23 protein-coding genes, 3 tRNA genes and 2 pseudogenes are annotated in these 23,035 nt (G+C 71.1%); 18 read left to right on the forward strand and 10 right to left on the reverse strand.

The features are described 5' to 3' along the window. Positions 1-18: 18 nt before the first annotated feature. The gene (locus ABD352_RS30455) at positions 19-603 is read right to left on the reverse strand and encodes a TetR/AcrR family transcriptional regulator (protein ID WP_344615959.1); all 585 of its coding nucleotides are present in this window, start codon (positions 601-603) and stop codon (positions 19-21) included. An 84-nt stretch (positions 604-687) separates the two neighbouring features. On the opposite strand from ABD352_RS30455, the gene ABD352_RS30460 reads away from it, so the two are divergent. Then, positions 688-1,449, forward strand: a complete 762-nt coding sequence (locus ABD352_RS30460) for an SDR family NAD(P)-dependent oxidoreductase (protein ID WP_344615960.1) — start codon at positions 688-690, stop codon at positions 1,447-1,449. A gap of 182 nt (positions 1,450-1,631) precedes the next feature. Here ABD352_RS30460 and ABD352_RS30465 read toward each other — a convergent pair whose 3' ends face one another. The 9 genes and pseudogenes from ABD352_RS30465 to ABD352_RS30505 form a co-directional block, all read right to left on the reverse strand. Continuing rightward, on the reverse strand, positions 1,632-1,790 hold the full coding sequence (locus ABD352_RS30465; protein ID WP_344615961.1) for a hypothetical protein: 159 nt from the start codon (positions 1,788-1,790) through the stop codon (positions 1,632-1,634). Positions 1,791-1,879: 89 nt separating this feature from the next. Continuing rightward, positions 1,880-3,334 carry an MFS transporter gene (locus ABD352_RS30470; protein ID WP_344615962.1) on the reverse strand — a complete coding sequence of 485 codons (1,455 nt, stop codon included), beginning with the start codon at positions 3,332-3,334 and terminating at the stop codon, positions 1,880-1,882. Positions 3,335-3,587: 253 nt separating this feature from the next. Then, complete coding sequence (htpX, locus tag ABD352_RS30475; protein WP_344615963.1) at positions 3,588-4,463, reverse strand: zinc metalloprotease HtpX; 876 nt, start codon at positions 4,461-4,463, stop codon at positions 3,588-3,590. 66 nt (positions 4,464-4,529) lie between these two features. Continuing rightward, complete coding sequence (locus ABD352_RS30480) at positions 4,530-6,236, reverse strand: NADH-quinone oxidoreductase subunit N (protein WP_344615964.1); 1,707 nt, start codon at positions 6,234-6,236, stop codon at positions 4,530-4,532. Next, entirely contained in the window at positions 6,233-7,747 is a 1,515-nt protein-coding gene (locus tag ABD352_RS30485; protein ID WP_344615965.1) for a complex I subunit 4 family protein, read from the reverse strand. The genes ABD352_RS30480 and ABD352_RS30485 overlap by 4 nt, the downstream gene beginning before the upstream one ends. Further along, positions 7,744-9,585 (reverse strand): NADH-quinone oxidoreductase subunit 5 family protein, encoded by a 1,842-nt coding sequence (locus ABD352_RS30490; RefSeq protein ID WP_344615966.1) that lies wholly within the window; start codon positions 9,583-9,585, stop codon positions 7,744-7,746. Before ABD352_RS30490 ends, ABD352_RS30485 begins: the two co-directional genes overlap by 4 nt. A 125-nt stretch (positions 9,586-9,710) precedes the next feature. Further along, positions 9,711-10,085, reverse strand: a pseudogene (gene nuoK, locus ABD352_RS30495) (NADH-quinone oxidoreductase subunit NuoK); the annotation flags it as partial. Then, the gene (locus tag ABD352_RS30500) at positions 10,085-10,606 is read right to left on the reverse strand and encodes an NADH-quinone oxidoreductase subunit J family protein (RefSeq protein ID WP_344615967.1); all 522 of its coding nucleotides are present in this window, start codon (positions 10,604-10,606) and stop codon (positions 10,085-10,087) included. The pseudogene nuoK and the gene ABD352_RS30500, both read right to left, overlap by 1 nt. A gap of 13 nt (positions 10,607-10,619) precedes the next feature. Further along, positions 10,620-11,244: pseudogene (locus ABD352_RS30505) on the reverse strand (NuoI/complex I 23 kDa subunit family protein). Positions 11,245-11,328: 84 nt separating this feature from the next. On the opposite strand from ABD352_RS30505, the gene ABD352_RS30510 reads away from it, so the two are divergent. The 17 genes from ABD352_RS30510 (at position 11,329) to rplL (ending at position 23,026) form a co-directional block, all read left to right on the forward strand. After that, positions 11,329-11,628, forward strand: coding sequence for a hypothetical protein (locus ABD352_RS30510; RefSeq protein ID WP_344615968.1), 300 nt, complete (start codon positions 11,329-11,331; stop codon positions 11,626-11,628). Positions 11,629-12,627: 999 nt separating this feature from the next. After that, positions 12,628-12,837 carry a hypothetical protein gene (locus ABD352_RS30515; protein ID WP_344615969.1) on the forward strand — a complete coding sequence of 70 codons (210 nt, stop codon included), beginning with the start codon at positions 12,628-12,630 and terminating at the stop codon, positions 12,835-12,837. 85 nt (positions 12,838-12,922) lie between these two features. Beyond that, positions 12,923-15,457 (forward strand): putative bifunctional diguanylate cyclase/phosphodiesterase, encoded by a 2,535-nt coding sequence (locus ABD352_RS30520; RefSeq protein WP_425553694.1) that lies wholly within the window; start codon positions 12,923-12,925, stop codon positions 15,455-15,457. A gap of 316 nt (positions 15,458-15,773) precedes the next feature. Beyond that, positions 15,774-15,846, forward strand: a tRNA-Thr gene (locus ABD352_RS30525). A gap of 32 nt (positions 15,847-15,878) precedes the next feature. Next, a tRNA-Met gene (locus ABD352_RS30530) sits at positions 15,879-15,951 on the forward strand. A 114-nt stretch (positions 15,952-16,065) separates the two neighbouring features. Beyond that, positions 16,066-16,233, forward strand: coding sequence for a 50S ribosomal protein L33 (gene rpmG / locus ABD352_RS30535; protein ID WP_033357682.1), 168 nt, complete (start codon positions 16,066-16,068; stop codon positions 16,231-16,233). A 79-nt stretch (positions 16,234-16,312) separates the two neighbouring features. After that, a complete protein-coding gene (locus ABD352_RS30540; RefSeq protein ID WP_344615971.1) occupies positions 16,313-16,759 on the forward strand; it encodes an FAS1-like dehydratase domain-containing protein in 447 nt (148 codons plus the stop codon). Between the two features lies 1 nt (position 16,760). Continuing rightward, positions 16,761-17,174: a MaoC family dehydratase gene (locus tag ABD352_RS30545; RefSeq protein WP_344615972.1), complete on the forward strand. Its 414-nt coding sequence runs from the start codon at positions 16,761-16,763 to the stop codon at positions 17,172-17,174. Positions 17,175-17,269: 95 nt separating this feature from the next. After that, a tRNA-Trp gene (locus ABD352_RS30550) sits at positions 17,270-17,342 on the forward strand. A gap of 209 nt (positions 17,343-17,551) precedes the next feature. Next, positions 17,552-18,010 carry a preprotein translocase subunit SecE gene (gene secE, locus ABD352_RS30555; protein ID WP_344615973.1) on the forward strand — a complete coding sequence of 153 codons (459 nt, stop codon included), beginning with the start codon at positions 17,552-17,554 and terminating at the stop codon, positions 18,008-18,010. A 276-nt stretch (positions 18,011-18,286) separates the two neighbouring features. Beyond that, entirely contained in the window at positions 18,287-18,982 is a 696-nt protein-coding gene (gene nusG, locus ABD352_RS30560) for a transcription termination/antitermination protein NusG (RefSeq protein WP_425553696.1), read from the forward strand. Between the two features lie 107 nt (positions 18,983-19,089). Further along, entirely contained in the window at positions 19,090-19,521 is a 432-nt protein-coding gene (rplK, locus tag ABD352_RS30565; protein WP_033357679.1) for a 50S ribosomal protein L11, read from the forward strand. A gap of 68 nt (positions 19,522-19,589) precedes the next feature. Then, the gene (gene rplA / locus ABD352_RS30570) at positions 19,590-20,321 is read left to right on the forward strand and encodes a 50S ribosomal protein L1 (RefSeq protein WP_344615974.1); all 732 of its coding nucleotides are present in this window, start codon (positions 19,590-19,592) and stop codon (positions 20,319-20,321) included. Positions 20,322-20,391: 70 nt separating this feature from the next. Beyond that, positions 20,392-21,120 (forward strand): ATP-binding cassette domain-containing protein, encoded by a 729-nt coding sequence (locus ABD352_RS30575; RefSeq protein WP_344615975.1) that lies wholly within the window; start codon positions 20,392-20,394, stop codon positions 21,118-21,120. Beyond that, entirely contained in the window at positions 21,117-21,806 is a 690-nt protein-coding gene (locus ABD352_RS30580; RefSeq protein ID WP_344615976.1) for a hypothetical protein, read from the forward strand. Before ABD352_RS30575 ends, ABD352_RS30580 begins: the two co-directional genes overlap by 4 nt. Positions 21,807-22,048: 242 nt before the next feature. After that, the gene (rplJ, locus tag ABD352_RS30585; RefSeq protein WP_344615977.1) at positions 22,049-22,597 is read left to right on the forward strand and encodes a 50S ribosomal protein L10; all 549 of its coding nucleotides are present in this window, start codon (positions 22,049-22,051) and stop codon (positions 22,595-22,597) included. 45 nt (positions 22,598-22,642) lie between these two features. After that, on the forward strand, positions 22,643-23,026 hold the full coding sequence (gene rplL, locus ABD352_RS30590; protein ID WP_344615978.1) for a 50S ribosomal protein L7/L12: 384 nt from the start codon (positions 22,643-22,645) through the stop codon (positions 23,024-23,026). Positions 23,027-23,035: the final 9 nt, after the last annotated feature.

A 23,035-nucleotide genomic window follows, 5' to 3' on the forward strand; every position in this document is an offset into this window, starting at 1 on the left:
TTTTTCGCCTGACAGCGGTTATGTCGTGATTTTGGGGCGCAAAACGGGCGTAAGGGCGGCGTCCAGGGCGACTCGCAGCGCCGTCGAGTCGCCCGTGGCGAGCAGGATGCCGACCCCGCCCTGCACGGCGGCGAGTAGCACGAGTCCGGACTTCTCGGGATCCGCGGCCTTTGCCCGGCGAGCGCCCTCCGTCAGCCGCTCCCGCCAGGTGTCCAGCAGCGCGGTCACGATCGGCCGCACCTCGGGGTTGGTCGGCGCCAGCTGCCGGGTCAGTGCCCCGAGCGGGCACCGCGTCCCCTGCGCCTCGTACCGCGCGATCACCGCGTCCCGCCACGCCGCCCAGGACTCCGGCGGGCCGAGGGTGCTGAGATGGGGCTCCTGATCCTGCAGTACCGCCGCGGCCTCATGCTCGGCGACGGCCAGCAGTAGCTGGGAACGCCCCTCGGGGAAGTAGTGGAAGAGCTGGCTCTTGCTCGTCGCGGTCGCCGCGCGGATGTCATCGAGCGACACCTCGTCCACCCCGCGCTCGCGCAGCAGCACCGCCGCCCCCGCAATGATCCGCTCCCGGGTGGCGGCCCCCTTGCGCGTCAATGGCGTGCCCACGGTCTCATCATAGGCGGATGGACCGCCCAGTCCATTCGGTGCTACGTTGGCTGGACCGATCAGTCCAATCAGGAGTCGTACGCCATGAGCCGTCTCGTACACCGAATCGCCCTCGTCACCGGGTCTACCAGCGGCATCGGCCGCGCCATCGCCGAACGGTTCGCCGCCGAGGGGGCCGCCGTGATCGTCACCGGCCGCCGCACCGACCTCGGCGCCGAGGTCGTCCGCGCCATCACCGACGCCGGCGGGAGGGCCTCCTTCGTCGCGGGCGACCTGGCCGCCGGCAAGGCCGCGATCGAGGACTTCGCCGCCGCCGTGGGGGAGGTCGACATCCTCGTGAACAACGCCGCGTACCTGGTCGGCGGCCGCCCCACCGCCGACACGCCGGAGGACGTCGTCGACGCCGCGCTGGCCACCAACATCAAGGCCCCGTACCTGCTGACCGCCGCCCTGGCCCCGAAGATGCAGGCCCGCGGCTCCGGCGCGATCGTCAACATCGGCTCGATCAACGCCCTGACCGGTCTGGCCGGCAGTGCGCTCTACAGCGCCACGAAGGCCGCCCTGCACGCGATGACGGCGGCGTGGGCGGCGGAGTTCGGCCCGAGCGGCATCCGGGTCAACACGATCGCCCCCGGCCCGACCGAGGTGGAGTGGTCCACCCACCTGCGCCCGATGCTGGAGCGCATGGTCTCGACCACCCCGAGCGGCCGCCTCTCGAGCGCCGCGGAGATCGCCGCCGCCGCGGTGTTCCTCGCCTCGGACGAGTCCGCCCACATCCACGGCGCCACGCTGCCGGTGGACGGCGGCCTGACCTCGACGCTGGCCCAGTCCATCGTTCGGAACTGAGCCCCTTTGCCAGACAGGTCCGGCCAATTCGTGGCCGGACCTGTCTGATTCGTCATGCTATTTGGATCGCTGGTTTCGGCGCACCAGCACGATCGTTACGACGATGGCGGTCACCACGGCAACCATGCACACGCAGCACGCCAACACTTCCCACGGTCTGATCGCACCCATGGCCGAAGAGCCTAACCTTCGTTCGATCCCTCTCGATCCTCCCGCTCCCGCGGGCGGGTGGACGCCTCCTCGGCCCGCACCCGGAGGAAGCTGTCGGTGTGGCGGATCTCGATGTCGGGCTCCCATGCCTCATCGGGCTCGGTCAGCACGGCGTAGATCGTTTGTGCCATGGCCGCTGACCCTACACGCCAGCCCCGCCACGATCGCTCGTGTGAGTGACGTGTCCCGCTCGGCGGCTTTTGTCGGATGCTGTGGTGCTTCACGCGGACGGCGTGGGCGCTTCGCTGAGTAGCGCTACGGGCGCGGTCGGTTCGATGCCTTTCGCCGCCGGCGTGATCACTTCGATGCCCGCCGCTGGTGCCTCGATGCCCACCGCCGCTGGTGCTTCGATGCCCGCCGCTGGTGCTTCGATGCCCGCCGCCGCCGGAGCGCCGGTGCCCGCTGCCGGAGCGCCGGTGCCCGCCGCCGGTGCTTCGGTGCTCTCCGCCACCGCTGCTCCGGGGCTCTCCGCTGCCGGGACTTCGGTGCTTCGCGGCGCCGTCGCGGGGGCTGCGGGCGCGATCACCGCTCCGGCCGCCACCGCCGCCCCGGCCAGCAGGAACGCCCACGCGGCGCCGCCCGGCCGATCCACCACCAGCCCGGTCACCGCCACCCCGGCAGCACTGGCGCCGATGGAGACGGTCACCAGCCAGGTGTACGCCTCATTGAGCATCGACCGCGGCACGAGCGCCCCGACCATCGAGTTCTGCACGGTCAACGCCGGCGCGATGGTCGCCCCGCCGATGATCAGCGCGGCCCCGAGCGCGGTGGTGTTGGGCATCGCCGCGAGGATCGCCAGGCTGCCGGCCACCGCGACGAGCATCCACCGCAGCCGGACCCGCCGATGCGACCGGGTCCCGAACCAGATCCCGCTCACCGCGCTGCCGATTCCCCAGACGCCCAGCAGGATCCCGCCGGCGCTCTGCGGGTCGTGCGCGACGTGCTCGGTCGCGAACGCCGGCACCGTCACCCCCGTCGCGCCGAACGCGAACCCCAGCCCGACCGCCGTCACCAGCAGCGCCGTAAACCCAGGCACCCGCAGCGGCCCGAGCCCCCGCGCCTGGGCGTGCCCCTCTGCCCGCCGCCACGACCGGATCGCCCGCCCGCGCGCCACCACGAGCGTGCCGACGAGCGTGGTCACCGCCGCCGCCCCGAGCGCCACCGCCGGCTGCCAGACCGCCACGCAGAGCGCGACGAGCATCGGCCCCACCACGAACACGACCTCGAACAGCGAGGTCTCCGCCGCCAGCGCCGTGACCCGCACCTCGGGCAGATCCGCGGTGAGCGCGTTCCACGTCCCGCGCACCGCCGCCGTCAGCGGGGGAAAGGTCACCCCGGCCAGCACCGCGGCCCCGAGCACGACCGGCAGCGGCAGATCCCGCAGCCCCGCGAAGATCAAGAAGCCCAAGCAGCACGGGTACGCCACCCCAGTGACCATCAGCACCGGCGCCGGTCCCACTCGATCCGCGAGCCGCCCCATCAGCGGACTGACGGCGGCCCCCGCCACGGCGTACACCGAGCAGGCCAACGCCGCCAGCGCATACCGCCCGTGCGCCTGCTCGAGGAGCAACAGCAGCGCCAGCGAGACCATCCCGATCCCGAGGCGCGCGAACACCCCGACGATCAGCAACACCGGCGCCCCGGGCAGCCGCCACACGGACAGGTACTGCCGCACGGCCTGCCCCTTCCTGTTCCGATCCCACCCAGCCGCAACCACGCGAAAGGGCCCGCCGATCGTACGGCGGGCCCTTCGAGAGTATCGACCTAATTTCCCTGGGGTCGTTACCAACCTCACGCGTGGCCAGGTGGCTCACCCGCGCCACCTGCCCTGCTCCCCGAGCCAGGCGGCTCGCGGCTCGCGGCTCGCGGCTTCCGGCTCGCGGTGCGCGGCTCGCGGTGCGCGGCTCGCGGCTCGCGGGGCCGGTCGGCTACCGGGAGCTGGTGACCCCGGCCATCTGCTCCAGCCGGGCGACGCGCTGCTCCATCGGCGGGTGCGTCGAGAACAGCGACGCGATCCCCCCACCCTTGAGCGGGTTGTCGATCATCAGGTGCGCCTGGCTGGCCAGCTGCCCGTCGGCCGGCAGCGGCAGCGCCTGCGTACCCCGGTGAATCTTGCGCAGCGCGCTCGCCAGCGCCAGCGGGTCCCCGGTCAGCTTCGCCCCGGACTCGTCCGCCTCGTACTCCCGGCTCCGGCTGATCGCCATCTGGATGACGGTCGCCGCCAGCGGCCCGAGGATGAGCATCAGGAGCAGCCCCGCCATCCCGGGCCCGTCCTCGTCGTCGTTCGACCCGCCGAGCGGCAGGAAGATCGCCAGGTTGGCCAGCATCGTGATCATCCCGCCCAGCGCCCCGGCGACGCTGGAGATCAGGATGTCCCGGTTGTACACGTGCGACAGCTCGTGCCCGATCACCCCGCGCAGCTCGCGCGGCGTGAGCATCTCGAGAATCCCCGCCGTGACGGCCACCGCCGCGTTCTGCGGGTTCCGCCCGGTCGCAAACGCGTTCGGCTGCCGCGTGGGGCTGATGTACAACCGCGGCATGGGCTGCCCCGCCGAGGTCGCCAGGTCGCGCACGATCGAGTACAACTCCGGCGCCTGCGCCTCGCTGACCGGCTGCGCGTTCATCGCCCGAAGCGCGATCTTGTCCGAGTAGAAGTACGAGAACCCGTTCATCGCCAGCGACAGGAACACGGCGATAACCAGACCGGTGCTACCGCCGAGCCAGTAGCCGACAAGCAGAATCAGAGAGGTGAGCAACCCGAGGAGGGCCGCTGTCTTCAAGCCGTTGAAATGCCTGTGCTGCATGCCTTCAATAACAGCGCGACTCCCCGCACCCCTTCCCGTTGCTAGCTGTGAGCTAGCTGAAAGCTGCTACCCGAACGTCCCCGCCGCCCGCATGACCAGCTCCGGCCCAAACCCGATCAGCACGGCCACAACCACCGCAACCGCCACAGAAACGACAACCGGCCAGGCGGCCCGCTCCTCCGGAATCTCCGCCGCGCCAGCGCCCACGGCCAGCTCGCCCGGCGCCGCGCCGACCCCCACAACCCCCTTGTCCCGCGCCGCGCCCGCTCCCACGCCTGCCTCGCCCGCCGCCGCGCTGGTTCCAACGCCTGCCTCGCCCGCCGCCGCGCTGGTTCCAACGCCTGCCTCGCCCGCCGCCCCGCTGGCTCCAACACCTACCTCGTCCGGCGCCCCGCCGGCTCCCACGCGTGCCTCGTCCGGCGCCGCGCGGGTCCCCGTAGCCGGCTCGGCCGGCGCGAAGAGCACGGCGCCGACCCGCACGTAGTAGGCCAGCCCGATCACCGCGTTCACCGCCACCACGACGGCCAGCCAGGTGGCGTCCCCGCCCAGCAGCGCCTGCACCACCGCCACCTTCGCGAAGAGCCCCGCGAGCCCCGGCGGCAACCCGGCCAGCCCGGCGAGCGCCAGCACGAGCACGCCCGCGAACCACGGCGACCGCCGCGCCAGCCCGCGGTACTCCTCGATCGCCCCGCCGTCCCGGGCTCCCCGCACCGCGACCACCGCCCCGAACGCGGCGAACTCCAGCACCACGTAGAAGAAGGCGTACCCGACCACCCCCGCCACCAGCAGCGAGGTCATGTCGTCGGTGGCGATCAGCGCCCCGAGCGGCGCCAGCAGGTACCCGGCCTGCGCCACCGAGGACCACGCCAGCAGCCGGACCATCCGCCGCTGCCGCAGCGCCACGAGGTTCCCGACGGTCATGCTCAGCACCGCGAGCACCGCGAGCGTCAGCCCCGACGTCGACAGGACCGGCCGCGCCGCCGACACCCCCACCAGGAGCAGCGCGACCACGCCCCCGAGCTTCGACGCCGTCGACAGGTACGCGGCCACCGGCAGCGGCGCCCCGTCGTACGTCGCCGGCGCCCACGCGTGCGCCGGCACCGCCGCCACCTTGAACGCGAACCCGGTCAGCAGCAGCACCACGCCGACCTTCAGCAGCGGCTCCGCCGACGGCGCCAGCGCCCCGGCGGCGATGTCCGCGAAGTGCACACCCCCGGTGGCCGTGAACACCAGCGCCGCCCCGAGCAGCGCCACGGCGGTCGACACGACGCTCACCACGAAGAACGTGACGGCCGCCGACGCGCCTTCCCGCGCCCCGCGCCGCAGCCCCACCAGCAGGTACAGCGGCAGCGTCAGCGTCTCCAGCGCCACGATCAGCGTGATCAGGTCCCGCGCGCCGCCCAGCACCACGGCTCCGGCCAGCGAGCTCGCCAGCAGGAAGCAGTACTCTCCGGAGGGCACCTCGCCCGTCCGCAACAACGGCACCGACAGCGCCAGCGCCCCGAGCGCCAGCGCCGCGAACACCCCGGCCACGATCGCCGCCGCCGGGTCGAGCACCAGCGAGCACTGATCCGGCCCGAGGCAGAACGAGGCCCGGTGCGCGCCCCCGCTCCCGACCGCGATGGCCGCCCCGGCCGTCCCCGCCATGCCGAGCGCCGTAGCCCCGATCACGGCCCCGCGCCGCCCCGGCACGAACAGATCCACGAGCAGCGCCAGCAACGCGGTCCCCGCCGCCACGTACGCCGGGATCAACGCCACCTGATCGATCCTCATCGCCCGAACACCTCCGCGAGCGCCTCGACGGCGGCGTTGGACCAGTGCAGGGTCAGGGCCGGGGCGACGCCGATGACCAGCGTCAGCGCGATCAGCGGGGACCAGGCCACCAGCTCTCCCGGGCCCAGCCGCGCGCCTACCCCGAGGCCCGCCACCGCGGGCGCCGCCGGGCCGTGCGTCACCCGTCGCAGCAGCCGCAGGAAGTACGCGGCGGCGAGCGCCGCGCCGACCGCGGCCAGCGAGCCGAGCGTGATCCACAGCGCCCCGCCGCGCTCGAACGAGGCCATCACCGCGAACGCCTCGCCCCAGAAGCCCGCCAGCCCCGGCAGGCCGAGCGACGCGATCGCCGCGTAGGCCAGCACCCCGCTGAGCGCCGGCGCGGTCTCCCGCAGCCCGCCCAGCCGGGCCAGGTCGCCGGTGTGGGCGCGGTCCTTGATCCCGCCCGCCACGAAGAACAGCAGCCCGGTCACCAGGCCGTGCGCGATGTTGCCGATGAGCGCGGCCTGCATGCCGGTGGCCGTGAGCGTCGCGACGCCGAGGAGCACGAACCCCATGTGCCCCACCGACGAGTACGCGATCAGCCGCTTGAGCTCGCTCTGCGCCAGGCAGATCAGCCCGCCGGCCAGGATCGCGGCAGTCGCCAGCACCCCCAGCACGGGCGCGCTGCGCGCCGCCCCGTCGGGCGCCACACCGACCGCGACCCGCAGCAGCCCGTACGTGCCCATCTTCAGCAGCACCCCGGCCAGGATCACCGACCCGACCGTCGGCGCCTCGGTGTGCGCGGCCGGCAGCCAGGTGTGCAGCGGCCAGAGCGGGCTCTTGACCGCGAATGCGAGCGCCAGCAGTACGAAGGCCAGCAGCTGCATGCCGGCGGACATCGGCCGCACGGCGGGGTCGCTCAGCGCCACGAGGTCGCCGGTCCCCGACCTCGACACCACCACGAACACCCCGACGAGCAGCAGCACCGACCCGAAGAGCGTGTACAGCACGAACTTCCGCGCCGCCCGCCGTCGGTCCGCACCGCCCCAGACGGCGATCACGGCGTACATCGGCAGCAGCACGACCTCGAAGAACACGAAGAACAGGACCAGATCCAGGGCGAGGAACACCCCGGTGATGCCGGCCTGCAGCACGAGCAGCAGCGCCACCAGCAGCCGTCCCCGCCCCGGCTCCGGCACCCGCCACAGGCAGTACACGCAGCACAGCACGGTCAGCAGCGCGGTCAGCACGACCAGGGGATACGAGATCCCGTCGACGCCGATGTGGAACCGCAGGCTCAGCGTCGGCGCCCACGGCGCGTCGATCTCCGCGAACGGCCGGATCCGCCCGGTGCCAGAGCCCTCCGTGCGCGACAGCCCGAGCGCGACCACGACGCCGAGCGTCGCCGCGGCGAATGCCGTCCCGCCGATCCGCCCGGCCCGATCGAGCCGAGCCGGCAGCCCGGCGGCCAGCAACGCCCCGATCGCCGGCAGCAACAGCGCGGCCAGCAGCAGCGTCTGCCCGGAGGTCATCGCCCCACCCCCAGCACCACGACGATCACCGCGGCGAGCACCACGGCCCCGCCGATCACCGCCGTCGCGGCCCGCGGCAGCGCGCCCGCATGCGTTCGCGCCAGCAGCCCACCGAGCCCGCCCGCGCCCGCGCCGACCCCTTCGACCGCGCCGTCGACCAGCGCTTCATCGGTACGCCGGGCCAGCCGCGCCAGCGCCAGCACCGGCCGCGTGACCAGGGCATCCTGCGCCGCGTCCAGATAGAAGGAGTTCGCCAGCACCCGGCCCAGGCGGGTGTCCGCCGGCCCGGCCGCCGGATCGCGCCGCCAGCCCAGCCAGCCCCCGGCGAGCAGCAGCACCAGCGCGACCGGCGTCGTCCAGCCGAAGTGGGCCAGCCGCTCGGCCGCCCCGAGCCGCGCGCCGAAGCCCGGCGCCAACCCGGCCAGCCCGAGCAGCGCCGACGGCACCGCCAGGACCAGCAGCGGCCCGCGCATCGCCCACGCCGGCTCGTGCCCGGCCCGCGCCGCCGCCGTCCGCGGCTCGCCGAAGAACGTCCGCCGCCACAGCCGCACCACGTACGCCGCGGTCAGCGCCACCGTCACCATCGCCGAACCCAGCACGATGAACGCGACCCCGCGCGGCACCGGCCCATCACCGGCCGCCGCCTCCAGAATCGCGTCCTTGCTCCAGAACCCGGCCAGCGGCGGCACCCCGGCCAGCGCCCCCAGCCCGATCGTCATGGTCCAGAAGGTCACCGGCATGCGCTCCCGCAGCCCGCCCATTGCCGACATCAGATTCGTCCCGACCGCGTGGATCACCGACCCCGCCGCCAGGAACAGCAGCGCCTTGAACGCGGCGTGCGTGAGCAGGTGGAACAGCGCCGCCGAGGGCGCACCCAGCGCCAGCGCCCCCGTCATGTACCCCAGCTGGCTCACCGTCGACCAGGCGAGCACCCGCTTGATGTCGTCCTGCCCGAGCGCGCTGAGGGCGCCGAGCAGCATGGTCACTGAGGCCATCACGGCGAGCACGACCAGCGCCGCGGTCGACCGCTCGAACAACGGAAACAGCCGCGCCACCACATACACCCCGGCCGCCACCATCGTCGCCGCGTGGATCAGCGCCGAGATCGGCGTCGGGCCGGCCATCGCGTCGGGCAGCCAGGTGTGCAGCGGGAACTGCGCGCTCTTGCCCGCCACTCCGGCCAGCAACAGCACGCACGCAGCCGTCAGCACCCCGGCGCTCAGCCTCCCACCCGCGGCCGCCGCGAGCACGTCGGCGATGCGGAAGCTGTGCGCGTGCAGCCCGAGCAGCACGATCCCCAGCAGGAACCCGACGTCACCGACCCGGGTCACCAGGAACGCCTTCACCGCCGCGCGCGGGGCCTCCGGCAGCCGCCGGTCGTGCCCGATCAGCAGGTACGAGCAGATGCCCATGACCTCCCACCCGACCAGCAGCGCGATCAGGTCCCCGGACACGACCACCAGCAGCATCGCCCCCGTGAACAGGCTCACCTGCGCGGCGTACGGCGCGTACCGCTCGTCATCGTGCAGATACGCCACCGAATACACCTGGACGCAGAGCGCGACCACGCCGACCGCCACGGCGACCAGCCCGGCCGGTCCGTCGAGCCACGTGCCGAACGTCACCGACACGCGCCCGAACTCCGCCACGGTCAGCCCGGCGTCCGCCCCACGCACCCCGCGGAGCGCGACGGCCACCGCACAGGCCAGCGCGATCGCCGCCCCGCCGACTCCGAGCAGCGCCGAAAGACCCCGCATCCTGTACCGCACCAGCAGCCCCGCCAGCCCGAGCCCCAGAGGCACGGCCGGCAGCGCCGCACCCAGCGGATCGACGCTCACTCCGCCACCCCCGCCCCATCCGGAGCCGCCTCGCCGGCGGCAGTGGCCGTATTGCCCGCCCCATTACCTGCCGCGGCCCGCCCGCCGGACCCCGCCTGCTCGCCCGGTTCTGTCGGCCCGGGCGGGCCCGGCGGGGAGATGGGCCTGCCAGGACCGGACGGGTCGTCGGGCTTGGCCCCGGCGTCCGGCGATGCGGCGTCGGCCAGCGGGAGGTCGTCGACGGCGACGGTGCGCCGCAGGCGGTACAGCTGCAGGATCAAGGCCAGGCCGACGCCGATCTCCGCCGCGGCCAGCACGATGACGAACAGCGCGAACGACTGCCCGGCGCGCGGCACGGCGGCGCGGATCGACGCGTCGGCCGTCACGAAGATCAGGTTGACCGCGTTGAGCATCAGCTCGACGGCCATCAGCAGGAGCACGGCGTTGCGGCGGACCAGTACGCCGTACACCCCGATGCCGAACAACAGGGCCGCGATCGTGAATGGGAGCGTCGGGTGCATCAGCCACGCCTCCGCTGGGCCGGTCCCGCGCCGATGTCGGGCCGGGACACCACGATCGCGCCGACCAGCGCGGCCAGGAGGAGCACCGAGACCAGCTCGAACGGCAGCACCCAGGTGCGGAAGAGTGCGGCGCCGAGCCGCTCCGCGGTGCCGGGCTCGGGCAGGTCGACCCGCGTCCACCGGAACGCGTCGATGAACAGCGCGGCCAGGCCGGCCCCGGCGCCCGCCCCGACCAGCGCGCCGGGCCAGCGGGTCCGGTCCAGGTCGTCGCTGGCCCCGATCGGGGCGCGGGTCAGCATGACCGCGAAGAGAAGGAGCACGACCACGGCGCCGACATAGACGAGCACCTGGACCCAGGCGACGAGTTCGGCGGTGAGCACCAGATAGAGGCCGGCGATCGCGCCGAGGGCGACGACGAGCCAGAGCCCGGCCCGCACGACGTGCCGGGTGGTCACGACCAGCAGGCCGGCGCCCACCGCCACGGCGCCGAGCGCCAGTGTCAGCACGTCAGCTACGGTCATCGCTCCCCCAACCTCATGGCCGACATCCTGCCACTCGGGTACGACAGGAATCGACCGTCGGGCCAATGGACCTCGGGCGAAATTGCTGAGGGTTACGCGGGGCTACGCAGCGTGCTGGACGCTCAGCCGGCCTCGCGGGCGGCGCGCTTGGTCACGGCCGTCTGCTCCTTGGCGGGCTCGCCGTTGGGGTCGTGCGCGGGCGGCGCAGGCACCGTCGGCACCCACTCCTCGAGCCGCTCCTTCTCGTGCAGCAGGTCGCGGATGTCGTGCTCGGCGTACTCGAACTCGGGCGACCAGTGCAGGGCGTCGAACGGACAGACTTCGACGCAGATCCCGCAGTACATGCAGAGGGAAAAGTCGATCGCGAACCGGTCGAGGACGTTGCGCTGGCGCGGGCGAGCCGCCCCCGGGACCACGACCTCTTCCTTGTGGGAGTCGATGTAGATACACCAGTCCGGGCACTCCCGCGCGCAGAGCATGCAGACCGTGCAGTTCTCTTCGAGCAGCGCGATGACGCCGCGCGAGCGGGGTGGCAGGTCCGGCTCGACGTCCGGGTACTGCTGGGTGTGCGCACGCTTGGTCATCGTGCCCAGCGTGACGGCCAGCCCCTTGACGAGGCCCTTGCCCGGAAGCTCCACGTTCGAAAACTAGCACCGCACCCGACCGGGTGGCTGGGCTCGGCTGGACCAAAAATTGTCGTACACCCGTTCTAAGATGTACCCATGAACGAGCGACGGTGGTGGAACGGCTCCTGGTCGCGGCTGACGCGCCGCGACGTCTTCGCACGCAATGCGGCCGACGGCCGCTGGCAGGTCGAACTCCGCCGCGGCGGCCCGGAGGGCAGGGTGCGGACCCGGACGTTCGGCTCCGAGCTGGAGGCGGTCGGCTGGATCGAGTCCGCCGTCGTCGACCCCGATGGGGGCTGGCGCGAGATCCGCAAGGCCGCCGGCCGCCGGCGGGCGCCGCGGTCGAGCTCGCGGCACGGGGGCAAGGTCGCACAGAACGAACTCCAGGCGAGCTGACGACGCCGGGCCGGTCTGTAGCGCGATGGCCGGCCACTCCGAGTCAGCTCGGGCTGATCGAGGTGATGGCCCGGTTCGGCGCGGCCAGCCGAACCGGGCCTCAGTTGAACCGAGTCGGCTGGATTGCCGATCTGGAGGGCTGGCGCAGGCGGGTTCAGCGGCTGCAGGCGGGTTCAGCGGCTAATGCGAACCTCGAACCTCGAACCTCGGGGCTACGACCAGGGAGCTCGGGGCTACGACCAGGGAGCTCGGGGCTACGACCAGGGAGGCGGAGCCGAGGCAGGGAAGCGGAACCGGAGTGGCCGGGCCGGGACCGTGGGCGGTCCGCCAACGCGGCGCGACGTTCAAAGAGAGTGTGCGGCGAGCCTCGTCGGGCGCCGTCCGGGTCCTCGCGGCGGACACGGATGTCGGGCACGCGACCTTACGGGGTGTGACCGGGCCGACTGTGCGCATGCTGTGGGGAGACGTCGATGGGTGCGTCCACGCGACATGGGGACCTTTTCGCACATGCTGAGAACCAGGCGTGACGACAACCCGGGAGGAATCGGGAAAAGCTCGGGCGACACGCGCTGTTTGTACGGAACGGAATTAACGGGTCGGAATGCATCACTCGTTAGGCCCGAGCGAGCACCGGCGAACGTGAGAGCAGTTCTTGCCGGCGTGGGTGGACGATCACTCCGTCCACGCGCGGGTGGCGAGTCGGTCTTGGGCATCACGCACGGGGTCGCAGCAGTAACGTGACAGCCAGTGCGCGTCGTGCTGCCGAACGGGGCGGCCCATGCGCGGGATGGGGGACCGCTGGCATGGCGGAAAAGTTGCACGCGACACGGGGTGGATCTCCGATATAGCCGGTCCGGCGGCGTTGAAATCGGCCGAATGGTCGATTCTTCTCTGAGGCCGCGTCATCGTCGGCGCCGTACTGTTGGACCCGGCGTGGTTTGTGGCACGATCGTGGGTAACCCGACCTCCGGTGTCACCACGATCGCATGGGAGCAACAGATGGGCGACAAGATGTTTGGTCGGTGGATAGCCCGGCTGGTGGTGACTGTCGGTGCGAGTGCGGTGGCCCTCGGGTTAAGCTCCGCGGTCGCGCACGCCAGCGATCAGCGGCAGCTCGCCGTTCACATGCAGCTCGTCTCGGAGAGCTGCGCAGCCGTCGCGCCGGCCGCGCCTCCGATGTACGTGACCGAGGACTTCGCCTGGGACTGACGGCAGGCAGATCGCGCTCGCCGGTCGGGAAGTCGCTCGGGCATGAGATTCTGCGCTGGGCCGTGCCGGGTCGATTGGGGAAGACGTGCCCGCTCCTAAGGCTCCGGTAAGCCGCCCGGAGAAGCACGCCTGGCTGATCACCAGCCCCCTGCTCCTAGTGGGCCTGCTGTTATCGCTGCCGGTAATCCTTTCCAAGGATGCCTGGCACGTCGGCTATCACTTGCAGTACGCGCCGATCCTGCTCGGCGTTGCGATTCTGACCGTCTACACACCGTTGCGCTTCGAGATCCGCCGGCAGGCGGTGACCGTCCACATGAACGACGCAGCGGTCGTGCTCATGCTGTTCTACCTCCCGCCGCTCGTGGCGCTCGGAGTCCGGCTCACCGCGGCCGCGATCTGGCTCATCACGACCCGCATGGGATGGCACAAGGCCGCGTTCAACCTTGCCAGCTTCTTCGCCGGCATGGCGGCGGCGGTGCTGGTCGTCGTGACCCTGCATCCCGGCCACGGCGACGAGCCGTGGACCTGGTTCGTCCTCACGCTTGCGATCTACGCCAACAACCTGATCACTCTGATCGGCGTCGGCTCCGTGGTCTCGGTGGTGCAGGGGGTCCTGCTGCTGCCGGTGCTGTCGCGGATGGCTATCACGGCGCTGACGGTGGCCGGCGTCAACAGCGTGGTCGGGCTGATCATGGTGCTCACGCTGCAGGCCAGCCGGTGGGGCATCGTGCTGATCGTGGCGCTCGTGATGGTGCTGGTGTTCGTGTACCGCGCCTACTCCCAGTTCCTGCGCCAGCACAAGAGCCTTGCCGAGATGTACGAGCTGACCAGGCAGGTCGGCGCCACCCATCATGACGGCACGCTGCCCGACGTCCTGCTCGGGCGGATCCGCGCTCTTATGGCCGCGGATTCGGCGACCTTGTGGCTGCCCTCGCAGGGGCGCCACCAAGAGGTGCTGCTGTCCGCGCGGTTCGACTACCCCGGGCTGCTCGACAGCGTGCCCACCCCGGACATCTTCCGCAAGCTGGCGCTGCGCACCGGCGCGACCGTGGCCGCCGGTCCCAAGATGGGGCCGCTGGACCTGCGCGCGACGCTGCACGAGGCCGGCGTCAAGGACATCATCGTCGTGCCGCTGCGTTCCAGCGGCGTCTCGATCGGCGCGCTGGAAGTGGCCGGGAAGCTCGGCGGCGGGCCCACCTTCGGCTCCGACGACGTGCGGCTGGTGGAGACGCTCGCCGCACACGTGGGCGTGGCCGTGGAGAACAGCCGGTTGGTGGACCGGCTGCAGTACGACGCGGATCATGACTCTCTGACCGGCCTGGCGAACCGCCGGCGCATGCTCGAGGGCCTCGGCGAGGCGATGAGCGGGCGCAGCGCGCGCGAGGTCGTCGCCGTGCTGCTGTTCGACGTGGTGGCCCTGCGGGAGGTCAACGACTCGCTCGGGCACGCCGCCGGGGACAAGGTGCTCGTCGAGGTCGCGCACCGGCTCAAGGCGTTGGCCCCGCAGGGGGCGCTGGTCGCCCGGGTCGGCGACGACGAGTTCGCGATCGAGCTGCGCACCGCGAGCGCCGAGGCGGCCGTGACGGTGGCGGGGACGCTGCGGGCCGGGCTGCGCGACCCGATGGTGATCGACTCGCTCACGATCGACATGGACACGAACGTCGGCGTGGCGGTGTACCCCGAACACGGCGCCCAGCCCGAGGAACTGCTGCAGCGGGCCCACGTCGCCACGCACGTGGCCAAGTCGCGGGGGATCGTCCAGGTCTTCAACGCCGGGCTGCAGTCCCGCGCGGTGCGGCGGGTCGGGCTCGCCGCCGACCTGCGCACGGCGCTGGCCAACGGGGAGCTGGAGGTGTACTTCCAGCCGAAGGTCGCCCTCACCGACCGCCGGCTGGTCGGGGTCGAGTGCCTGGCCCGCTGGGAGCATCCGGTGCACGGCCAGGTCGCCCCGCCCGACTTCGTGGCCGTCGCCGAGCACACCGGGCAGCTGGCCAGGCTCAACGGGGTCGTCCTGCAGGAGGGCATCCGCCGGGCACGCCAGTGGGCCGACGCCGGGCGGCCGCTCGCCGTCGCGGTCAACCTGTCGGCCCGCACATTGGGCGACGCGGACCTGCCGCTGCAGATCGCCGAGCTTCTGGAGGAGCACGGGGTGCCGGCGGACCGGCTCATCCTGGAGATCTCCGAGGACGAGGGGCTGCTCACCGGCGGGCGGGCGCTGCCCACCCTGGACCGGCTGCGCGACCTCGGGGTGCGGCTGTCGGTCGACGACTTCGGCGCCGGGCGCTCGTCCTTCGCCGACCTCAGCCGGCTGCCGGTGCAGGAGGTCAAGATCGACCGCACCTTCGTGCAGGGCATGGCGACGTCGCCGGGCGACCTGGCGATCGTGCGCACGATCGTGGACATGGCCCGCAACTTCAACCTCGACGTCGTGGCCGAGGGCGTGGAGAGCGAGCTGACCCTCGGGCTGCTCGAGGAGATGCACTGCGACATGGGGCAGGGCTTCCTGTTCAGCCGCCCGCTGCCGTACGAGCGCTTCGAGTCCTGGCTGCAGGTCCAGACCGCGGCGGACCCGGCCCAGGCCCCGGCGGGCGAGGTCCGCTGGCTGCGGGCCGTCCCGTAGCGCGAGCTAGCCGAGCTGAGCTGCGGGTCCAGACCGCGGCCGATCCGGCCCAGGCGCCGGCGGGCGAGGTCCGCTGGCTGCGGGCCGTCCCGTAGCGCGATCCAGCTGAGCTGAGCTGGGCTGCAGGCCCAGACCGCGGCGGGCGGTGCCGTCAGCGCGAGCTGCCCGGGCTCGGTAACCCACCGGAGTGGGTAGCCTGGCAGTAGGTGTCCAAGCCAGCTGAGCTGGGAAAACCCCAAAATGGCTAAGTCGATTTCGTGCCTGGCCAAGGGCCGTGTACGCTTAGCGGGCGCGTGTTCGGGAACGAAGACGATGCGCCCCCTTAGCTCAGTCGGCAGAGCGTCTCCATGGTAAGGAGAAGGTCTACGGTTCGATTCCGTAAGGGGGCTCGAGACCGGGCTTGAGACATCGAGTCCGCCGCGGCGGTGTAGCTCAGATGGCAGAGCAAGCGGCTCATAATCGCTGTGTCGCCGGTTCAAGTCCGGCCACCGCTACAGAAGCACCAAGGGGACGCCCGGTTGGGCGTCCATCTGTGTGAGCCGCTATGATGGTTCGCTGGATCTGATTTCCGCCCCAAACTTGAACGCTCTGAAGGAAGGCACTTCGCCATGGCCAAGGCGACCGACGTTCGTCCGAAGATCACGCTGGCGTGCACGGAGTGCAAAGAGCGCAACTACATCACGAAGAAGAACCGGCGCAACGACCCGGACCGCATCGAGCTGAAGAAGTTCTGCCCGCGCGACGGCAAGCACACCGTCCACCGCGAGACCCGGTAGTCGTCACCCGATTTTCCAGCACGAAGAATGCCCCGGCCTGAGGCCGGGGCATTCTTGCGCTCCGGGTAAATTCCATGCCATGCCGCTGGATCAGTCGTTCATGGGCCGGGTGTACCCGCCGACCCCTCCCTACGAGGTGGGGCGGGAGAAGATCCGCGAGTTCGCGGACGCGGTCCGCGCCGCCGACCCCGTGCACCGCGACCTCGCCGAGGCCCGGGCCAAGGGGTACCGCGACGTGATCGCCCCGCCGACGTTCGCGATCATCCTGAGTCAGAACGCCGGTCAGCAGCTCGTCGACGACCCCACCTTCGGCCTGGACTACAGCCGGGTCGTCCACGGCGGGCAGACGTTCCGCTACGAGCGGCCGATCGTCGCCGGCGACCACCTGGTCGTGGTGATGGCCGTCGAGGAGATCAGCAGCCGGGCGGGGCACGCGTTCCTGACCACCCGGCACGAGGTGTCGACCGTCGAGGGTGAGCTCGTGGTGACCATCTGGACCCGGCTCGTGATCCGTGGGGAGGGCTGAGATGCAGCCAGGCACCGAATTCCCGGCCCAGACGTTCCGGGTCACCCGCGCCGATCTGGTGCGCTACGCGGGCGCCTCAGGGGACTTCAACCCGATCCACTGGAGCGACCGTCAGGCGACCGGCGTGGGCCTGCCCGGGGTCATCGCCCACGGCATGCTCACCATGGGCCTGGCGGCCCAGGCCGTGGCATGCTGGGTCGGCGGCACCGCCTCGATCGTGGAATTTTCCACCCGCTTCGCCAACCCGGTGATCGTGCCCGACGACGACAAGGGCACCGAGATCGTGGTCAGCGGAGTGGTGAAGAAGCTCCTGGACGACGGGGTCGCACAGATCGACGTGACGGCTACCTGCCAGGGAGAGAAGATCCTGGGGGCGGCCAAGGCACTGGTTCGGGGCGAGTCCCGGAACGAATGACAGAACCAGTGGAGGGGGGTGGTTGGGATATCCCGCCTCCAACCCGTACACTGGTCCGCCGTGGGGTGAGCAACTCAACGTTGCCCTCTTCACAAAGGGGTGTGGCGCAATTGGTAGCGCAGCGGTCTCCAAAACCGCAGGTTGCAGGTTCGAGTCCTGTCGCCCCTGCGCCGAAGGCCTGACCTGGGTCTGGTGCCCGACCGAGAGGTCGGGACGTCGACCGAGCGGTCACGGTTGGCTCGACCGCGTGCCGCCGGCTCTCGCCGGTGGCCCGACGATCGGGCCCGAACCGGTGGTCGACGGGTCGTCGCAGGCCCGGGGTCTTGCTGCCGGCCGACACGGACCGAGCACTCGCGAGATCACGGAAGAGGGCGAAAGTGGCCGAACGCAGGCGACGCGGGACCAACCCCGCCGACGATCGCCGTGAAGAGGAGCTCACCGCCGAGGACGCCGCCATCGAGGAAGAGTTCGCCGAGGAGCTGGACAGCCTCGACACGGCGGATGACCTCGAGGACGAAGACGACCTCGAGGACGCGGCCGCGAGCAAGAACGGCAAGGTCAAGGCGAAGTCCAAGGACCTCAAGGTCAAGGACGCCAAGCAGACCAAGGTCAAAGAGGGCGGCTCCAACAACATCTTTGTGCGGCTCATCAACTTCATCCGCGAGGTTGTCGCCGAGCTGCGTAAAGTAATCTGGCCGACCCGCAAGGAGCTGAGCACCTACACGCTCGTCGTGGTGGTGTTCGTCATCATCATGCTGGCCATCGTCGGTGGCCTCGACTTCGGCTTCGCCAAGCTCGTCCTCTGGTCCTTCGGTAACGGCAACGCTGACTCGTAAGGCCGCCAGGCCTTGCGATAACGCCGACGCCGACCGAGGGAAGGCCGACGCCGACCGAGGGAAGGCCGACGCCGCCCGAGGGAAGGCCGACGCCGCCCCAGAAAGGCCGGGAAAGGCCGACGCCGCCTCAGGAAGGCCGGGAAAGGCCGACGAAGCCCGGGGGCCCGGAAGGGCCAGCACCGGCTGAGAAGGCCAACGGCCAGCAGGCGGCACAGCGCTCCGGGCTACGCTGAACAGGACAGCGTCGGCGAAGACAGACAGACGGAAGTGAGCAGCGTGCAGGAATTCGACGAGACGCCCGGAACCGACGACGAGCAGCACGAGGAAGCGGCGTCGACGGTGATGACGGCCGCCACCCCGCCGGTGACGTCCGACGCCGAGGACCCCGTCGCCGAGTTGCGTGCCGCACTGCGTTTCGCGCCCGGTGACTGGTTCGTCGTGCACTCCTACGCCGGCTACGAGAACAAGGTCAAGACCAACCTCGAGACCCGGATCACGAGCCTCGACATGGAAGAGTTCATCTACCAGGTCGAGGTGCCGACCCGCGAAGAGGTCGAGATCAAGAACGGCAAGCGCACTCAGGTGCAGAACAAGGTCTTCCCCGGCTACATCCTCGTCCGGATGGAGCTGACCCCGGAGTCCTACTCCTGCGTGCGCAACACGCCGGGCGTGACGGGCTTCGTCGGGGCGACCGACCGCGCCGACCGCCCGGCGCCGCTCTCCCTGGATGAGGTGCTCAAGTGGCTGGCCCCCGTCGTGCAGGCGGAGGGCAAGAAGGCCGGCAAGCCCGAGGTCAAGGTCCTCGACTTCGAGGTCGGCGACTCGGTCACCGTCACCGACGGCGCCTTCGCGTCGCTGCAGGCGACCATCAGCGAGATCAACGCGGACCAGCAGAAGCTCAAGGTGCTGGTCTCGATCTTCGGTCGTGAGACCCCGGTGGAGCTCAACTTCAACCAGGTCACGAAGATCTAAAACCACTGCGGTACGCTAGAGCGTCCGGCCAAAGTGCCGGACGCTCTTTCGTGCGCAAAGACATAAGCGCACAACCAAGATTCCAGCCCAGGAAGACGAAAGCAGCCATGCCTCCGAAGAAGAAGCTCGTCAAGACCTTCACGCTTCAGTTGCCCGGCGGCCAGGCCACCCCGGCTCCGCCGGTCGGTCCCGCCCTCGGTCAGCACGGTGTGAACATCATGGAGTTCGTCAAGGCGTACAACGCCCAGACGGAGTCCCAGCGCGGTGACATCATCCCGGCGCAGATCAGCGTCTACGAGGACCGGACGTTCACGTTCATCCTCAAGACCCCGCCGGCCGCCCGCCTCCTGCTGAAGGCCGCCGGCGTGCCCAAGGGCTCGGGCGTGCCGCAGAAGGACAAGGTCGGCTCGATCACCAAGGCCCAGCTCCGCGAGGTCGCCGAGAAGAAGATGGCCGACCTGAACGCGAACGACATCGAGCAGGCCGAGAAGATCATCGCCGGCACCGCCCGCTCCATGGGCATCGTCGTCAAGGACTGAAGCACCGCAACAACACAGTGGGAGGACGCCAAAGGCGTCCGACTCTAGACCACAGGAGAACGAGCACCATGCCGCAGCACGGCAAGAACTACCGCAAGTCGGTCGACCTCGTCGACCGCAACGCGCTGTACGCCCCGCTGGCCGCCATCAAGCTGGCCCGGCAGACCACGACCGTGAAGTTCGACCCCACCGTCGAGGTGGCCATGCGCCTGGGCGTCGACCCGCGTAAGGCCGACCAGATGGTCCGGGGCACGGTCAACCTGCCGCACGGCACCGGCAAGACCGCCCGCGTCATCGTCTTCGCGCAGGGCGCGAAGGCCGCCGAGGCCGAGGCCGCCGGCGCCGACGCCGTGGGCACCGACGAGCTGGTCGCCCGGATCCAGGAAGGCTGGCTGGACTTCGACGCGGCGATCGCCACGCCCGACCAGATGGCCAAGATCGGCCGGATCGCGCGGATCCTGGGCCCGCGCGGCCTGATGCCGAACCCGAAGACGGGCACGGTGACCATGGACGTCACCAAGGCGGTCAACGAGATCAAGGGTGGCAAGATCACCTACCGCGTCGACAAGCACTCCAACCTGCACCTGATCATCGGCAAGGCCAGCTTCACCGATGAGCAGCTGGTGGAGAACTACGCCGCGGTGCTGGACGAGGTCAACCGGGCCAAGCCCTCGGCCGCCAAGGGCAAGTACCTCAAGAAGGTCTTCATCACCACCACCATGGGCCCGGGCATCCCGGTCGACCCGAACAAGACGCGCAACCTCCTCGAGGACGACAGCGTCACCACCGCCGCCGAGTAGCGAAAGCACTCAGCAAAAGCACAGCAAAGCGGTACCACCCGGGACAGCGTGTCTATGGCACGCTGTCCCGGTGCGTTTCCAGGACGTGTGGTTCCGCTACGACCGTCGCGCGCCCTGGACGCTGCGCGGCGTTGACCTGACCCTGGAGCCGGGCGAGACGGCGGTCGTGGCCGGGCCCAACGGCTCCGGCAAGTCCACCCTGCTGCAGCTGGCCGCTGGTGTACTGCGACCAGCCAAGGGCCTCATCGCCGAACGGCCCGAGGTGGTCGGCTGGGTGCCCGAGCGCTTTCCGGCGGATCAGCCCTTCACCGCCCGTACCCACCTGCGGCACACGGCGGCCATTCGCGGCCTGGACGGCACCGCGGAGATCGAGCACTGGGCGCGCCGGCTGCACTTCGAGCACTTCCTCGACGTCCGGCTCGGCCGGCTGTCGAAGGGCTCGGCCCAGAAGGTCGGCCTCGTCCAGGCGTTGCTCGCCCCGCCCGGCCTGCTGGTCCTCGACGAGCCCTGGGAGGGCCTGGACGCGCAGACCCGCGAGCAGGTGCCGGCGATCGTCGCCGAGGTCGTCGCGCGCGGCGGTTCGGTCCTGGTCAGCGACCATCTGGGCGAGGTCGCCCGGCTGCCCGGCGCCCGCCGCTGGCACGTCCGCGACGGCCAGGTGCACGCGGGGGAGCGGCCCGCGGCGAAGAAGGTGATCGAGCTCGCCGTCGACGCGGCCGAGGCGCACGAGACGGTCGCGCGCCTGCGCTCGGCGGGCTTCGACGTGTTGACGGTACGGGATGAGGTCCCCCTGTCGTGATCGCGCTCATCCGCATGCGGCTGGCCGGCTTCGTGCAGACCGGCCGGGCGATCGCCCCGCTGCTGGCCGCCCTGGTCGTGCTCTCGGTGCTCTACGGCGGCGGCCAGGCGCAGGCCGGCGAGGCCTACGGGGTCTCCGCCGCCATCCTGTTCGTGGTGCTCGCCTGGCAGAGCAAGCTCCTGCTCGACGTCGAGCCGGACGTGCAGCGCCGCCTCGGCCGGGTCGCGGTCGGCGGGGCCGCCAAGGAGATCGCGGCCGGCCTGCTCGCGGCGGCCGTAGCGGGCCTGCCGCTGGTCCTGATCGCGCTGGTACTGCCGTGGCTCGTCGGCGGCGTCACCACCCCGAGGGCCGGGGATCCGCCGCTGTACGTCGGCATGGCCCTCGGCATCTGGGCCCACCTGCTGCTCCTGCTGCCCGCCGTGGCCCTCGGCGCCCTGGCCAGCCGCGCGGTGACCATGCAGACCGGGCGCGGGGTGGCCGTGCTGGTCTCCGGCATCGTCTTCGCCGTCATCTTCGGCCTCAAGAGCTTCCCGGTGCCGTGGCTGGCCCCGCCGGTGATGCGCGCGGCCCGCGACACGGTCGGCGGCGCCCACCTGCCGGCCATCGCCGTCACGACCTTGTGGGGCGTGGCGTGGACCGCGATCGCGGTGGCCGGATACGGGCGAATCCGAAAAGATCGGGCCTGATTTGGCGGCGGCGAGACCGTCACGTACTCTTTTCCACTGAAACCCGAAGACCGCTGGTCATGTCCGCGTGAGCGGACATCGAAGGTCCCGCCGCAATGCGGGCGACCCGCGCAGGGCCGTGCTACAGCTGTGATCGCCGGCGCCACCGCGTGCCGTCCTCTCCGCTCCGTGCGCCCCTGCGCCCGGGGCGTTTTTCATTGCCGGGGCCGTCCAGCACCCCGAAGCAACGAGAGAGGAGGGACATGGCGGACAAGCCGGTTCGAGACGACAAGGCCACCGCGGTTGCGGAGCTGACCGACAAGTTCCGGGGCTCCACGGCCACCGTGCTGACCGAGTACCGCGGCCTTACCGTGGCGCAGCTCAAGACCCTGCGCCGCAGCCTGGGCCGCGAGACCACGTACGCCGTCGCGAAGAACACGCTCGCGAAGCGTGCCGCGACGGATGCTGGCATCAGCGGGCTCGACGATTTGTTCTCCGGTCCTACCGCGCTCGCCTTCGTCGGCGGCGACCCGGTCGAGGCGGCCAAGGGGCTTCGCGAGTTCGCGAAGGCCCACCCGCTGCTGATCATCAAGGGCGGCGTTTTCGAGGGCAAGGCCATCAGCGCGGACGAGGTCCGTCGCCTGGCCGACCTGGAGTCCCGCGAGGTACTGCTGGCCAAGCTGGCCGGCGCCATGAAGGCGAACCTGAGCAAGGCCGCGGCGCTGTTCCAGGCCCCGCTGTCGAAGGCGGCCCGGACCGTCCAGGCGCTCGCGGACAAGCGCGCAGAGGAATCCGGCGGCGCGGCCGAGTAGTCGCCGCCCGTCGAATCAACCAATCTTTTCGAAAGGAACGCCAGCATGGCGAAGCTGAGCAACACCGAGCTCCTCGAGGCCTTCAAGGAGATGACCCTGATCGAGCTCTCCGAGTTCGTGAAGGAGTTCGAGGACGTCTTCCAGGTCACCGCGGCCGCGCCCGTCGCGATCGCCGCCGCGGGCGGCCCGGCCGCTGCGGTCGAGGAGAAGGAAGAGCAGAGCGAGTTCGACGTCATCCTCGAGGGTGACGGCGGCAAGAAGATCCAGGTCATCAAGGTCGTGCGCGAGCTGACCGGCCTGGGCCTCAAGGAGGCCAAGGACCTCGTCGAGGCCGCCCCGAAGGCCGTCCTCGAGAAGGCCAACAAGGAGGCCGCCGACAAGGCCAAGGCCAAGCTCGAGGCCGAGGGCGCGAAGGTCACCCTCAAGTAAGGTCGCACT

Origin of the sequence: Dactylosporangium salmoneum, from assembly GCF_039532525.1 — a bacterium.
Lineage (GTDB): Bacteria > Actinomycetota > Actinomycetes > Mycobacteriales > Micromonosporaceae > Dactylosporangium > Dactylosporangium salmoneum.

Coding starts and splice junctions, on each gene's coding strand:
- ABD352_RS30460 (WP_344615960.1), top strand. CDS start 688: ATGAGCCGTCTCGTACACCGAATCGCCCTCGTCACCGGGTCTACCAGC.
- ABD352_RS30540 (WP_344615971.1), top strand. CDS start 16,313: ATGCCGCTGGATCAGTCGTTCATGGGCCGGGTGTACCCGCCGACCCCT.
- htpX (WP_344615963.1), bottom strand. CDS start 4,463: ATGCAGCACAGGCATTTCAACGGCTTGAAGACAGCGGCCCTCCTCGGG.
- rplL (WP_344615978.1), top strand. CDS start 22,643: ATGGCGAAGCTGAGCAACACCGAGCTCCTCGAGGCCTTCAAGGAGATG.
- ABD352_RS30510 (WP_344615968.1), top strand. CDS start 11,329: ATGAACGAGCGACGGTGGTGGAACGGCTCCTGGTCGCGGCTGACGCGC.
- ABD352_RS30465 (WP_344615961.1), bottom strand. CDS start 1,790: ATGGCACAAACGATCTACGCCGTGCTGACCGAGCCCGATGAGGCATGG.
- rpmG (WP_033357682.1), top strand. CDS start 16,066: ATGGCCAAGGCGACCGACGTTCGTCCGAAGATCACGCTGGCGTGCACG.
- rplK (WP_033357679.1), top strand. CDS start 19,090: ATGCCTCCGAAGAAGAAGCTCGTCAAGACCTTCACGCTTCAGTTGCCC.
- rplJ (WP_344615977.1), top strand. CDS start 22,049: ATGGCGGACAAGCCGGTTCGAGACGACAAGGCCACCGCGGTTGCGGAG.
- ABD352_RS30485 (WP_344615965.1), bottom strand. CDS start 7,747: ATGACCTCCGGGCAGACGCTGCTGCTGGCCGCGCTGTTGCTGCCGGCG.
- ABD352_RS30515 (WP_344615969.1), top strand. CDS start 12,628: ATGGGCGACAAGATGTTTGGTCGGTGGATAGCCCGGCTGGTGGTGACT.
- ABD352_RS30480 (WP_344615964.1), bottom strand. CDS start 6,236: ATGAGGATCGATCAGGTGGCGTTGATCCCGGCGTACGTGGCGGCGGGG.
- ABD352_RS30545 (WP_344615972.1), top strand. CDS start 16,761: ATGCAGCCAGGCACCGAATTCCCGGCCCAGACGTTCCGGGTCACCCGC.
- ABD352_RS30500 (WP_344615967.1), bottom strand. CDS start 10,606: ATGACCGTAGCTGACGTGCTGACACTGGCGCTCGGCGCCGTGGCGGTG.
- rplA (WP_344615974.1), top strand. CDS start 19,590: ATGCCGCAGCACGGCAAGAACTACCGCAAGTCGGTCGACCTCGTCGAC.